Origin of the sequence: Vibrio sp. SCSIO 43140, assembly GCF_023716585.1 — a bacterium.
Lineage (GTDB): Bacteria > Pseudomonadota > Gammaproteobacteria > Enterobacterales > Vibrionaceae > Vibrio > Vibrio maritimus_B.
On record NZ_CP071851.1, the window covers coordinates 401,695 to 414,049 of the forward strand.

The window sequence follows — 12,355 nt, forward strand, 5'->3', positions numbered from 1 at the left end:
TTAGGCAAAAAAAAGCACCTCAACTAAGTGAGGTGCGGTAGACCCAAGTTTCCGTTCCAAGTTCCAATCAGAGTTCCAACTATGCGCGGGTCCAAAAAGGGTTAACTGGTTGTATTACAGGGCATTCAAGTATGCCTTCAAGGCTTTTAATCGAACGGTTGCCCCGCCGATTATGTCCATAAATCCAAGCTTTGGTGAAGGTTTTGTGGCTGAAATCCAACCTGAACCTGTGGCACCGAGCGGTACGTTGTAGCCTTCGGGCTCATTAAACTCGATGACTACCGTACGTCCGTGTGCACTTGTGTTGTCACCAACATGTTGTCTAACATGCTGAGTTGCCCCGCGTGCTGCAACCGCTGCTTCACCTGTATTGCTTGTAACACTATGCACTCGCCCTCTAAATACTTCGCCAGGGTGTGAGTTGACAAAAAACTCTGCAAATTGCCCCTGTTCTATATAGCGATACGTTTGATCACTCACTCGCATTTCGACAAACTTTCGGCTGGTATCGAATAAGTGCAAGTTACCTGTACGTGAACCTTCAGCAATATTGATAATACCGACGACGCCATCAAACGGTGCTCTCACTTGGTTTCGGTCATTTAACCACTGTTTCTGGTTGATTTGAGCCTTAATACCGTCCACATCAGATTTTGCGGCCATTAGGTCCGCCGTACCTTGCTGAATTCGGGTGTATAGCTCATCGCGTTCTTGTTCGGAACTGAACTCGTCAAGTTCAATCAGACGTCTGTAGTTCTTCTCGTCAATCGCAATTTGTTCTTCAATGCTCGTTATTCTGTGCTCTGCGGCAACTAAACTGGATTGCAAGCTTTTAAGCTCTTCATCCGTGTCTTCTGATTCCAGGGTGTACAGTAAGTCGCCTTTCTTAACCTCTTGGTTATGGGTGACATAGATATCTTTAACCTGCTGACCAAAAAGCGGGCTAAGGACGGCATGAGGCGCTTTTACCGTGGTGCTGTCTGTGAGGTCGGCAGGTGACCAAAATCTGTGCGCGGTAAATAGCATGAATGCTAAAAATGCACCAAAGCCAACACTGATAACGGCATTTCTGAGCGTCCACTTTATGACGCCGAGTTTAACGAGCAGCCAAATAATCAATACGTAAGGCAGCATGATCTCTTTCATTACGCTTCCTCCGACTCTTTCTTACCGTGGATACCGACATTGATGACTTTACTCACTGCACTCGCTACTGCTTCCCAGTTAGTAAAGGCGATAATGATGGCGAGTACCCACCAAAGCTTGTCGATAAACAGACCGCAGAGAGACAATGCGAACACTAGGTTTGCTTGTGCACTTTGCATATATTGACTGCGATGTACCGCCACTTCATGCAACTGCCAAAGAAGATAAAGTACGTAAGTGATGATTGAGAGGGTAATGACAAATATCATTCCCATAAAAAACTCGGAATTAAACAGACCCAAAATATTAGGTAAGCCTTGTGAGAAATACTCTGCCGGCAGTGTTTTACCGTGAATTGTAGAAAGCTGCGCAAACGCGTAGCTCAGCGACAGAAAGCCGCCGACGATAACGATTGATTTAACACTCAATCGTAATGCTGATTTTAGTAGTCTGACCATGTCAGCTCCTTCATTCAGGCTCTCCGTAGCTATGTGATTGGAAAACATCCCAAGTCGTTTTTGTTTAGTCGCTATTGCCTTGGGTGTGAACATAGTAACTAACGCTTACTTTTGGATACATAGCCTGAACTTGGCTTTAAACATAAATGTGGTTTATGAATTAAGCGGCTTTTCGGTGAGTTGAGATGGGGGAGATGGATTAGAGAAAACAACGGTTTGAGCGTCTAATACGCAAAGTGATGAATTATTCACCGAACAAACTGATTTCACTACATTTATCCAACGAAACGCTATACAAGCCCAAAATCGTCAGTTAATATTTCAACATCCACTAATTAAGTGGATGTCAATAAGTGCAGCAACACGCCGCATTATCGATGCCGAGATGGTGAAATTGGTAGACACGCTAGCATGAGGTGCTAGTGCCTTTGGTGTGAGGGTTCGAGTCCCTCTCTCGGCACCATTATTCCTTTCCTTATACTACCTACAGACTACAATGCAGAACAAAGGATCCAGTTCAAAGCAAATGAGTACGTCTAACTCGGAATCAATACGTCTATTGACCGAGGTGTCTTTGCACGCCCTTTTATACCTCGAATTTCAAAAGCTTGATCGCAAATCTCCGTTCTTCGACCGTGAAAAGAAGAACGAGTTACTTGTTCGCTGGCTGAAACCCAAGCTAAAGAGCAATAAGTATAAAGCGATTCGCAAGCAGTTGAAGACGATGAGTCTGCAAGCTAAAAAGTCTCAGGTAGATCTAGAGGATGTGCTGCTTACAGCCGTAGAGGCTAAACCTGAAGCACTGCAGCCACACCTAGATAGCTACTTGCTACTGATCCGAGAAATAGAAAAGAAACTGGGTACAACAGCGCTTCTTTCTACACCTGAAGATGTGGATCTTAGCCATGACGAAAATGGCTGTTTACTTTGTGTGTTGTCCAATGATCTCAATGCTCACTTTGGCACGAAGAACCAGCTTGTTGCCGACATCTCCATCCTGTTCCGCGGCACTGTGCGTGAAAAGCACCTGTTCTTAGGAACAATATATGCGAATGAAATCTTCGGTTATCAGATCCAATATGAAGACGAAAACTTCGTTCGTATCTCTTTGACGCTCAATAAGTAATGTCATAAAAAAGCCCAGCGCTAGGCTGAGCTTTTATACTGGTTTGACAGCGATCAATCCTCAATTGGAACCACAAGAACATCCACTGGTGAGCTATTGATAACTTGTCTGGAAGCAGACACAATTTTGCTCCAGAAATCATGGTGGTGACCGCAAATTAATAAATCAAAATCATTTTGCGCAATCGCAACTTTCAATTTGTCACCAAGGTCGCCTGTGCCAATAATAAAGTGATTTAGCTCGCACTCGGCATACTCTGCAAAACCATGTAACTGTTCCATCGCTTCGATGTTTAGCGGCCGTTGCTCAGGGTCGTCTTTCAAGTCAACTAGGTCTGAATATATTTCACCGTGTGTGCCATCAATATGGATAAATGAAACATCGGCGTCCAATAGTTTTGCTAGAAAAACAGCCCTATCAATCAACACATTACTTTCAGGAGAAAGCTCAAGTGCCACTAGGATATGTTTGTATTTCATAACCACGCCCTCTTGCCGTATAACCTACCTCAATCATAGTCTTAAATTAGAAAAATTTGTGTCTAACAGATCTCGTATCGGCGATTAAGTGAACGAAAATTGATCTAGAGATGCATACCGACAGTATTGTGGAAGATTTTGCCCATAATGTCTGGGGAATTTGGCTCTTTTTCTTCTAGCGCTTTAGCTCTAATCTACACCTCGCCGACACGAGTTGGTTCTGGGTTAACAAGCGGTTTGCGATGCTGTAAATCACCGAAACATTCGCTGAAGCCCCAATTTTGTAGTGAATATATAGTGGAGAGAGCACAGTGACTCATCAAATCATTAAAGATCTAAACAACCGTTACACAGCTAAAAAATACGATGCGACTAAGCGTATTTCTGCAGAGGATATGGAAGTTATCAAAGAGGCAATTCGCCTGTCAGCTTCTTCTATCAACTCACAGCCGTGGAAGTTTATTGTGATCGAGAGTGATGAAGCGAAGCAGCGTTTCCACGACACTTTTGCAAATATGCACCAGTTCAACCAACCACATGCGAAAGAAGCATCTCATACGATTCTATTCGCACACAACCCGCACTTTACCAAAGATGACTACAAAAAAGTGGTGGACGTGGAAGTAACATCGGGTCACTTGCCAGCAGACATGTACGACCAAATGCTAAACGGTGCGTTTGGCTTTGCAGAGCTAAACACCGATGAAAACGGCTTTAACGGTCAGTGGACGAAAGCGCAAACTTACATCGCGTTGGGTAATGTACTTCATACTCTTGCGCGCATGGGCATCGCATCTACTCCGATGGAAGGCGTTGACCCAGAGATGATCGGTGAGATCTTTAAAGACGAACTCGGTGGTTACGTGTGTGATTTTGCACTTGCACTTGGCTACCACAAAGAAGGTGAAGATTATAACTACGGTCTGCCTAAGTCTCGTTTAGCTCAAGAAGACATCATTACGGTTCTTTAATCTGAGTTAGCCGACGAAAGACACTGCCAGCCCCCATTGGTCGCTATGCGATGAATGGGGGCTTTTTGCATTTTAGGATGAGGCAAGGGCATTACATATATAGTCCCGTAAAAAACTTATGCACCGGACCATGCTCTGCCCCCTCTAATTCGACGATATCAACAGCAATACTGACCCCAGCGTTAATTAGATCTGATTGAATGATTTTTAGGAACCCGAGATCTTGGCGCTGAAGGGCGATTTCCTCTGGGACACATGCCCATCCTAAACCTTGTTCGACAAGAGCAAGTACGTCCTCTAAGCTCGACGCTTCCCACTGTTCTGGCGAAAATATCAATAACTGTGACAGAAGCGGGTTATGGACCAGGCTGGAACAAGATATCTGACGCTCGGTATAGAGAGTGTGAGTTGGTACCATTTCTAGATCAGCAAGTTTTGAGTCAGGGGCACAAACAAGACTAAGGTTGATATTGCCAACCCCCTTGCTTTCAAACTCATCCATCAACTTACCCTGTGTCCCCACCAGTAACACATCCAAAGATTCTTCACTTAGTTGTTTGAATAGACTGTTCGAGTCGCTGCGAACAATATGTATTGCAGTATCCGTGTATCGTTGATTGACTCTATTAATCTGCTCTTCGAATACACTTGTCGGCAATATGTTTTCAACCCCGATCTTAAACGTTTTCTCAGCATCTCGATTTTGAGGAAGCATGCTGCGTTCAATTTTAGTTACCTCACGCAGAAGTATCTGTGAGTTAACATAGAGCCTCTCTCCATCTTCGGTCAGGGTTGGCTTTCTCGTACTTCTGTCGAACAAAGCGACATCAAGGTAATCTTCCAGAGCTATTATAGCGGCACTCACTGTGCTCACACGCTTGCCAACTACCCTTGCCGCTGCAGAAAAACTGCCTTCTTCTGCCGCAGTTCTAAACATCAGCAACTGATCTAATGACAGCATCGACGCTCCTTAATTACGGTTACCTTTGAATAATCCTTAGATAATAGCTCGTTACGGGCCGTATTTGCTGACTTTGAACATCAAACTTCCAAAATTATTGGAAATAACTTATTCGCTCACATTTTCCTCTCAGTTTAAATTACACCCAACGCAACGCGGTGAAGTTCAGCGCAGCGTTTTAAACCTTAAGGTGGGGGAGAGGATTCTTCACCAGTTAATGTAAATCGCACGGATGCCATAAACACTAGTCAATACGAGGCACAGATTATGGCTAAAAATGATATCCAAAATAACCCGCACCTAGATCCTGAGATGAAGTCATTCATGCTTTCAGAGCAAGAAAAATGGGACAAGCTCAACGCAAGCCTAATTAAGCAGTTTAAAGATACGCGTTGTCACGTTGAACACGGTTTTGCACGTTACAGAGCGGCATATGTTGGTGACCTGAATGCGGTTTATGTACCGGACCCAGATGTAGGCGAAATGCATGCAATGACGGGTGACAGTCTGGCAGACGAAGCAATGCAGTTTTGGCGTGAACACAAAAACAAACCGCTAAAAGATGTAGATCCAGAGCTGTTTGCTGAGATGCAAGAAGAGTCCGATGGTCTAGCAGCGGCGCTCGAAAGCTGCGGCGTCAAAGTGATTCGCAACCGTGATTGTGAGTACCCAGAGGCGATTGTCGATAATAACGCAGCATGGAAAGGTCCAAAATTCTGCTCAATTTATGGCGGACCTGGCTATGGTCGTATTATGGGCGATACATTCATGCAGATTTGGGAGTGTGGTCCTGTACGTCAGTGGGAATTTGCAACACGTGCTGGTACCAATGAGTTGTTTAAAGCCAACCCTGATTTGCGCTACCGTTCGATGCCGTTTCCTGAACCAGATGTAAACATGCAGGGGCCAGGCATGATTGGTATTGATAACGCAGCTGTGAAGATCTTTCCTGACAAGCACTTACTGTTGGGTTGGGGTGTACCGAATAAAGAGTGTATTCCAGAAACTTACCAAGAAGAGACTTGCCACGATCATACCTCGGCAGGTAACCCACTCGGTGGTAAGTTCATGATGGAACGTATCTTGGAAGATGAAGGTTATACGTATGAAGAGGTTTTCTTCGACTCTAACTTAACCTATCACTTTGATTGCTTCATCATGATGATTAAAGAGGGTGTTGTTGGTCTGCCTGATGCGCCAAACTATGGCTTAATGAGCGAAGGCTTGCCTAAGTGCCTTGAGGGTTACACCATTATTCCAATCCCTCTGGAAGACGTGGCTCGCGGAGCGATGAACGCACCGACGATTGGTGACGGTCGAGTCTTGATTGATGACCGTTGTGAAGAGACAATGCGCCGATTGCGTGAACACGGCATTGAGCCAGTGCCGGTGAAGTATTCTGCTTGTTGGGATACGTTTAACTCTGGTATGGATTGTTCAGACGCAGAGATCTGGCGCGAAAATGATATCAGTGAATATGAAGCGAGCCTGGTTGAAAAAGAAAGCGATTAACCTGTCCGTATTCAACACAGTTACTCTCGATAGCTGAAGTTAAAAAGACCACATAATGTGGTCTTTTTGTCTCTATAGGAGTAACCCGCTTGTCCCTAGCAGAATGAACAGGACACCGGTCAGCCGATTTATAATCACAATATGACGTTTTAAAAACCTAGCTACTTTCTCAGTTGCAAGTGATAGAAGTAAGTGAATAGACAGAGTAATTAAGATCAACTCTAGAGTAAGTACCGCTGCTTGCAGCGCGAAGTATTGTTCACTTTTCACGAAAAGAGGAAACAAAGCGCCAAAAAAAACAATAGTTTTTGGATTCAATAGCGAGATCAGAACTCCGCTCTTGTAACCGTATGAACGCGCCTCAATCATCGCTTGGCTTCGTGAATAATAAATCGCACGACAACCAAGGTAGATAATATAGCTGCTGCAAAGCCCGGTCATGACTTGGTAGGCGAGGTCATTAGTATGAACTAAGGTCAGCAACCAAGAATTGGACAGTATAGAAGCAAGCAAAAGCCCAGTGGAAATGCCGAGAATGACTGGAATTGTACGTTGCATATTCTGGTTCAAACTATTGCTCAATACTGCCAACATCCCCGGTCCTGGGGATGCCGCTGAAGCTATGCAAATGGTGATAAAGGCTAGCTGACTTTCCATTTTATTCCTTGATAGCTGTCATCACAGTCATTGGCCAGTTAAGTGCCCACCCTTGCGGTGTACGTCGTATGCCGAGTAGGCGCTCAGCATCATCTAAACTGTGTTTGTGGGAATACTCAGGCTTGTTTGAATGAAGTAGCGACAGAAAGACACCGATATCTTCTTTTCGCTCAAAATGCCACTGTAGTGCTAAATCTGTGAATTTAGGCTCACTCCATCCTGTCAGTTTGCACAAACTCTTGGCGTATGGTTTGCTCAAAAAACTCACTTCGTGCCCTGTCGTGCATGAAATCGCGACATGCTCATCAAAGTAGTCCGATAGCTTAGTACCACTGAAGATGTCACAAATCACCAAGCGCGCACCAGGCTTGGCGAACTGTGCTAGGTTGCTCAATACCGCTTCTTTACTTTTTACATGGTGAAAAGCACCGCGTGACCAAATTGCGTCGAGTGCTACGCCTTCAGACAGAGAAATATCCTCAGCGGGTCTTTGCATTATGGTGATGTTCTCATTGGCTCGATCATAGATGGGTCTTAATTGATCTGGAGAGGGATCAACAACAAAAAGTCGTCCTTCTGGACCAATGGCGGTAGAAATGTCGAATGAGAAAAAGCCGCTTCCCGCTCCAATTTCTAGTATTGCCTCACCACATTGAGGGGCAAGAAAATCAAACATCATTAAGGTGTCTTCTTTCCAACACTCTGGAAATTGATTCAAAGCCAATTTGTACGAACGAGATCGTTCTGTCGAGAACTCGACTTGATGTAACTCCATTTTATTTATTACTCCAACTAACCTAGCTACTGACGTTGTTATTTTATTTGTTTATGCAGTAGCCACTCTAATGAGCCTAGAGTCAGTTATCTTGTAAAAAATTGTTGTTGGTAGGTCGTTGGGTTGATTCCCATCGCGCTGACGAAGGTTTTGTGGAAATGGCTTTGATCATGAAAACCACAGGCTAGCGCAACGTCGATGGGCTTGTTGCCAGCTTTTAATAAGGATTTGGAATAGCTGATCCGCTGTTGGACTTGAAACTGGTGAGGGGTAACGCCTAAGTGACGTTTAAATTCATGAATTAGATGGTATTTACTTACGCCAGTTAATTGCGCTAGTTCATCGAGAGCGACCTTTTTGGTGCAGTTATCAGCGAGGTAGTCACGGGCGACAATGATGTTGGACTTGGCATTGGAACCATCTGTAGTAGCAAGTCTCGATGAACCATATTGTAGGATCATTTTTACCAATAGCAGTTCTAGATGGCTCTCCACCTCTAGTTGTTCGCCGCCGTTGTTGATGGTTGAAAATAGCAGATGCATTTGCCGTTTTAACCTCTCATCAGAGATGGTGCTATTACGAAACGTTGGCAGTCCATCCTTTGCGTACATCTCTTTGTAGATGTCACGGACTTGCTGTTCACTAGGATAGATACCACGATAACGCCATCCTTGTTCACACCCTTTGCTGCCAGTGTGGATTTCGTCTGGGCTAATGATACAAATATCGCCACTAATAGCATTATGAGTTGCACCTTTATGAAAGAATTGCTGAACGCCTGCATCAACCAGCGTAATCACAAATTCTCCATGTGCGTGTTTGCCAAATGTGGTATCAACAAATTGTGCGTTGATGACATCCATTCCATCGAATGCCTCAAAGCTTGCCAGATGACAGAATTCTTCTTTAGACATTAACTCAACGTTCCTCGTATGACTCCTTGTAAAAAATAGCGGTGTGCTCATATGCAACACCGCTATTTCTGTGGAGCCTATCACACAATATTGGCGCTTTCCCGTAGGCGTCGCATTTTTTGTGCACCTTGTTGCAATGTCGGTATTACTCTATTTAGGTTGTTTGGCGAGTACTTCGTCAATATCTGCTGCACTATGGCGCTCAGCCAACGTTTCCCATTCTTCCCCCCAGACGCGGTTTACAATACGGCCACGCTTCACAGCTGGACGCTCAGCAACCTCTTTTGCCCAGCGGATTAGGTTAGGGTAGCTTTCGACATCTAGAAACTCAGCCGCATCGTACTGGTTGTTGATCACTAGATTTCCATACCATGGCCACGTAGCGATATCAGCGATAGTGTATTCGTCACCCGCAAGGAACTGATTCTCAGCCAATCGAGCATCAAGAAGGTGAAGTTGGCGCTTAGTTTCCATCGTAAAGCGATTGATTGGGTACTCGAACTTTTCCGGCGCATAAGCGTAAAAGTGACCGAAACCACCCCCTAGGTAGGGTGCCGAACCTTGTAGCCAGAATAGCCAGTTCATTGCTTCTACACGAGTTTCTGCTTTCTTAGGTAACAGAGCATCAAACTTTTCAGCGAGATAAAGAAGAATGTTTCCCGATTCAAAGACGCGAACAGGTTCACTACCTGAGCGGTCAAGCAATGCAGGAATCTTTGAGTTTGGGTTTACCGCAACGAAACCAGAGCCAAACTGGTCTCCATCACCGATCTTAATGGTGTAGGCGTCATATTCAGCATCAGCTTTACCAAGAGCAAGAAGCTCTTCAAGCATGATGGTAACCTTTTGACCATTTGGCGTAGCTAACGAATAGAGTTGAAGAGCATGTTCGCCAGCGGGTAGGGTTTGTTCGTGTCTTGCGCCAGAATCAGGGCGATTGATGCTGGCCCATTGACCACCACTTTCGCTATCGTGAGTCCATACTTTTGGTGGGATATATTCAGTACTCATGCTTCTTTCTCTCCACAATTGTTATAGGAAACATTCGTTTGTATCGAGAGGAAATCCTAGCGTGATTAAGGTAAGTCCGCAATAACAGTTAGGGAAGCTTAATCTATATCTTATGCTTTCTTAATCTTTTGCTAATACAAAAAAAAAGCGGACATAAAGCCCGCTAAACGTCATTAAACGTAAGGTCAAATTCCGTATTACAATCCGAAGAGGCATCTCCTCTTCAAGGGTTAATAGCATCTAGGGGTAGTTCAACCTAAGTAGACTGTGACCATCATACTCAAGCATAAGTACCGATGCTTGTATGTCATTATGCAGACCTTGAATGTTTTTCGCTATAACTGAAAAATGCAGTCATTTGCAGTGCTAAAGTCCCTCAAAGCCACAGAATACCAACCAGATCACAGGAACCGTGTAACAAAATATTATGGTTTAAATCTTTACTATGGGGCTGTTATATTTACCCAATAAATACATAAATCCTCTGTGGAGCCGACAGTTATGAATCCGCTACCCAGTGATGGATACATTTGCTATTTGGTGACGGAACACCTAAAAAAATTAGTCTCAGAAGCCTCAACGACGAAGCTCTCATTGTTCAATTTCTTTGTACTCCAGTACGTAGAGAGGTGCTCTGAACAATGTGAGTGCACGCAGTATCAAATCAGCCAAGCTCTACTGGCTGATACCTCCAAAGTCAACAAAGCGGTTCGTGAGCTAGAATCGAGTGGTTTGCTCACTGCGACAAAGACCAAAGAAAATGGTCGAGTTAAAAAAATGCTCAGTGTCACTGAGCAAGGCCGAGCCTTAATTCGATTGCATAGAACGAAAACTGATGACATCGCGACGCGATATGTGGCGGAAGTTAGAGATAAAGTCAGTGTGGACGAACTATTTGATGCTCATGCTAAGACGATGGCGGCGTTTTATGATGCCTTGAAGCTGTACAAAAGCGACAAGTAAAATAAACAAAAAAAATAGAGGGGCGCGAGCGCCCCTCTTTCGTTAGGTTTAAGCAAGTAGCTAGGTTTAAGCTAGAGCCTCAATATCGCTGTTAGCGTCGACTTCTTGTTTAGCCTCAAACATCTCGGCTGAAACGAGTACTACATCATTGTCAGTTACCGTGTAACGTTTCTTGTCTTTTTCAAGATCATAACCAATGACTGTACCATCAGGTATGATGCACTCTTCACCAACGATGACTTTCTTAAGCTTGCAGCTTTTGCCAACAATTGAGCGCGGTAAAAGGATACTGTCTTGTACTTCAGCGAAGTCTTCTACTCGTACATCGGAAGAGACCAAACTGTGGTTGACTTGACCACCAGAAATAATCGCACCAGCGCAAAGCACTGAGTCGACTGCAAACCCTCGGCGGTTTGGATCGTTGAACAAGAACTTCACTCCAGGTCTTTGAACCTGATTGGTCATAATTGGCCAGCTGGTGTCATATAGGTCCAACTCTGGCGTCGGAGCCAACAGATCCATAGTCGCGGCGTAATACTCATCAACATGACCAACATCGCGCCAATAACCATTACCTCCTGGGTGACCACGCTCGGTAAACACATAGCCTTTTAGGTTGCTACGGCCAATTAGACTTGGAATGATGTTATGACCAAAATCGTGTTTGTAGTCAGGATTGTCTAACGCTTGACGAAGCTCAGCATCCAAGACATCGACATTGAAAATATAGATACCCATCGAGATTAACGCCTTGCTGTCATCGTTAGGCATCGGAGTTGGGTTCTTTGGTTTCTCAACGAAATTGATGATATCGCCCTGTTCGTTTAGACCCATCACACCAAATTCTGAGGCTTGTTCGATGGGTTTTTGGATACAGGCAACTGTGACGTCAGCACCGCTCTCAACGTGGAAGTTGATCATTCGCGAGTAATCCATCTTGTAGATATGGTCCCCGCCTAAAATCAAAATACGCTCAGTGGCCGTTTGACGCTTGATCAAATCAAGGTTTTGGTAGATGGCATCTGCCGTACCGCGATACCAGTTTTCACCGATACGCTGTTGAGCAGGAATGATGTGTACGCCTTCGCCCAATGCAGAATAAGACGACTGCCAGCCTGACTGAATGTGGCTGATCAGGTCTTGAGCCATATATTGGGTCAGGACACCGACCTTGCGGATACCTGAGTTGATGCAGTTAGAGAGTGCGAAGTCGATGATTTTAAACTTACCACCAAACGAGACCGCAGGTTTTGCGATCGTCGAGGTAAGCTCTTTAAGCCTAGTGCCTTTCCCTCCCGCTAGAATCATAGCGGTTGTGTTTCTTAGACGAGCGTTACTAGAAATATGGGAATATTGGTTTTCCTTCGGCATTGTATAACTCC

Annotated in this window: 13 protein-coding genes and 1 tRNA gene; 5 read left to right on the top strand and 9 right to left on the bottom strand. The window is 44.6% G+C overall.

The genetic code is table 11. From position 1 onward, the window contains the following. Positions 1 to 114 precede the first annotated feature (114 nt). Together J4N45_RS20320 and J4N45_RS20325 are read right to left on the bottom strand one after the other, a co-directional pair. Positions 115 to 1,146 carry an HlyD family secretion protein gene (locus J4N45_RS20320; protein ID WP_252016482.1) on the bottom strand — a complete coding sequence of 344 codons (1,032 nt, stop codon included), beginning with the start codon at positions 1,144 to 1,146 and terminating at the stop codon, positions 115 to 117. Further along, the gene (locus J4N45_RS20325) at positions 1,146 to 1,604 is read right to left on the bottom strand and encodes a magnesium transporter (protein ID WP_252016485.1); all 459 of its coding nucleotides are present in this window, start codon (positions 1,602 to 1,604) and stop codon (positions 1,146 to 1,148) included. The genes J4N45_RS20320 and J4N45_RS20325 overlap by 1 nt, the downstream gene beginning before the upstream one ends. A 379-nt stretch (positions 1,605 to 1,983) precedes the next feature. On the opposite strand from J4N45_RS20325, the gene J4N45_RS20330 reads away from it, so the two are divergent. Together J4N45_RS20330 and J4N45_RS20335 are read left to right on the top strand one after the other, a co-directional pair. After that, a tRNA-Leu gene (locus J4N45_RS20330) sits at positions 1,984 to 2,067 on the top strand. Positions 2,068 to 2,130: 63 nt separating this feature from the next. Then, positions 2,131 to 2,730, top strand: coding sequence for a DUF2913 family protein (locus J4N45_RS20335; RefSeq protein WP_234497272.1), 600 nt, complete (start codon positions 2,131 to 2,133; stop codon positions 2,728 to 2,730). A 53-nt stretch (positions 2,731 to 2,783) separates the two neighbouring features. Here the strand turns inward: J4N45_RS20335 and J4N45_RS20340 are convergent, their stop codons facing one another. Continuing rightward, positions 2,784 to 3,209 carry a universal stress protein gene (locus tag J4N45_RS20340; RefSeq protein WP_042470815.1) on the bottom strand — a complete coding sequence of 142 codons (426 nt, stop codon included), beginning with the start codon at positions 3,207 to 3,209 and terminating at the stop codon, positions 2,784 to 2,786. Between the two features lie 311 nt (positions 3,210 to 3,520). On the opposite strand from J4N45_RS20340, the gene J4N45_RS20345 reads away from it, so the two are divergent. Continuing rightward, positions 3,521 to 4,180: an NAD(P)H-dependent oxidoreductase gene (locus J4N45_RS20345; protein WP_234497271.1), complete on the top strand. Its 660-nt coding sequence runs from the start codon at positions 3,521 to 3,523 to the stop codon at positions 4,178 to 4,180. Positions 4,181 to 4,271: 91 nt separating this feature from the next. On the opposite strand, the gene J4N45_RS20350 is transcribed toward J4N45_RS20345, so the two are convergent. Then, positions 4,272 to 5,141: a LysR family transcriptional regulator gene (locus J4N45_RS20350; protein WP_128649834.1), complete on the bottom strand. Its 870-nt coding sequence runs from the start codon at positions 5,139 to 5,141 to the stop codon at positions 4,272 to 4,274. A gap of 267 nt (positions 5,142 to 5,408) precedes the next feature. On the opposite strand from J4N45_RS20350, the gene J4N45_RS20355 reads away from it, so the two are divergent. Continuing rightward, complete coding sequence (locus J4N45_RS20355) at positions 5,409 to 6,653, top strand: hypothetical protein (protein WP_252016488.1); 1,245 nt, start codon at positions 5,409 to 5,411, stop codon at positions 6,651 to 6,653. Positions 6,654 to 6,725: 72 nt separating this feature from the next. Here the strand turns inward: J4N45_RS20355 and J4N45_RS20360 are convergent, their stop codons facing one another. The 4 genes from J4N45_RS20360 to yghU form a co-directional block, all read right to left on the bottom strand. Continuing rightward, positions 6,726 to 7,310 carry a LysE family translocator gene (locus tag J4N45_RS20360; RefSeq protein ID WP_252016490.1) on the bottom strand — a complete coding sequence of 195 codons (585 nt, stop codon included), beginning with the start codon at positions 7,308 to 7,310 and terminating at the stop codon, positions 6,726 to 6,728. A gap of 1 nt (position 7,311) precedes the next feature. Beyond that, the gene (locus J4N45_RS20365) at positions 7,312 to 8,085 is read right to left on the bottom strand and encodes a class I SAM-dependent methyltransferase (RefSeq protein WP_042470829.1); all 774 of its coding nucleotides are present in this window, start codon (positions 8,083 to 8,085) and stop codon (positions 7,312 to 7,314) included. Between the two features lie 86 nt (positions 8,086 to 8,171). Then, positions 8,172 to 8,999: an AraC family transcriptional regulator gene (locus tag J4N45_RS20370; RefSeq protein ID WP_252016492.1), complete on the bottom strand. Its 828-nt coding sequence runs from the start codon at positions 8,997 to 8,999 to the stop codon at positions 8,172 to 8,174. A 150-nt stretch (positions 9,000 to 9,149) separates the two neighbouring features. Then, positions 9,150 to 10,010, bottom strand: coding sequence for a glutathione-dependent disulfide-bond oxidoreductase (yghU, locus tag J4N45_RS20375; RefSeq protein ID WP_252016495.1), 861 nt, complete (start codon positions 10,008 to 10,010; stop codon positions 9,150 to 9,152). A gap of 501 nt (positions 10,011 to 10,511) precedes the next feature. On the opposite strand from yghU, the gene J4N45_RS20380 reads away from it, so the two are divergent. Beyond that, the gene (locus J4N45_RS20380; RefSeq protein WP_252016497.1) at positions 10,512 to 10,973 is read left to right on the top strand and encodes a MarR family winged helix-turn-helix transcriptional regulator; all 462 of its coding nucleotides are present in this window, start codon (positions 10,512 to 10,514) and stop codon (positions 10,971 to 10,973) included. 66 nt (positions 10,974 to 11,039) lie between these two features. Here J4N45_RS20380 and glgC read toward each other — a convergent pair whose 3' ends face one another. Next, complete coding sequence (gene glgC / locus J4N45_RS20385) at positions 11,040 to 12,344, bottom strand: glucose-1-phosphate adenylyltransferase (RefSeq protein WP_252016500.1); 1,305 nt, start codon at positions 12,342 to 12,344, stop codon at positions 11,040 to 11,042. Positions 12,345 to 12,355 lie beyond the last annotated feature (11 nt).

Coding starts and splice junctions, on each gene's coding strand:
- glgC (WP_252016500.1), bottom strand. CDS start 12,344: ATGCCGAAGGAAAACCAATATTCCCATATTTCTAGTAACGCTCGTCTA.
- J4N45_RS20380 (WP_252016497.1), top strand. CDS start 10,512: ATGAATCCGCTACCCAGTGATGGATACATTTGCTATTTGGTGACGGAA.
- J4N45_RS20325 (WP_252016485.1), bottom strand. CDS start 1,604: ATGGTCAGACTACTAAAATCAGCATTACGATTGAGTGTTAAATCAATC.
- J4N45_RS20335 (WP_234497272.1), top strand. CDS start 2,131: ATGAGTACGTCTAACTCGGAATCAATACGTCTATTGACCGAGGTGTCT.
- J4N45_RS20365 (WP_042470829.1), bottom strand. CDS start 8,085: ATGGAGTTACATCAAGTCGAGTTCTCGACAGAACGATCTCGTTCGTAC.
- J4N45_RS20360 (WP_252016490.1), bottom strand. CDS start 7,310: ATGGAAAGTCAGCTAGCCTTTATCACCATTTGCATAGCTTCAGCGGCA.
- J4N45_RS20350 (WP_128649834.1), bottom strand. CDS start 5,141: ATGCTGTCATTAGATCAGTTGCTGATGTTTAGAACTGCGGCAGAAGAA.
- yghU (WP_252016495.1), bottom strand. CDS start 10,010: ATGAGTACTGAATATATCCCACCAAAAGTATGGACTCACGATAGCGAA.
- J4N45_RS20370 (WP_252016492.1), bottom strand. CDS start 8,999: ATGTCTAAAGAAGAATTCTGTCATCTGGCAAGCTTTGAGGCATTCGAT.
- J4N45_RS20320 (WP_252016482.1), bottom strand. CDS start 1,146: ATGAAAGAGATCATGCTGCCTTACGTATTGATTATTTGGCTGCTCGTT.
- J4N45_RS20355 (WP_252016488.1), top strand. CDS start 5,409: ATGGCTAAAAATGATATCCAAAATAACCCGCACCTAGATCCTGAGATG.
- J4N45_RS20340 (WP_042470815.1), bottom strand. CDS start 3,209: ATGAAATACAAACATATCCTAGTGGCACTTGAGCTTTCTCCTGAAAGT.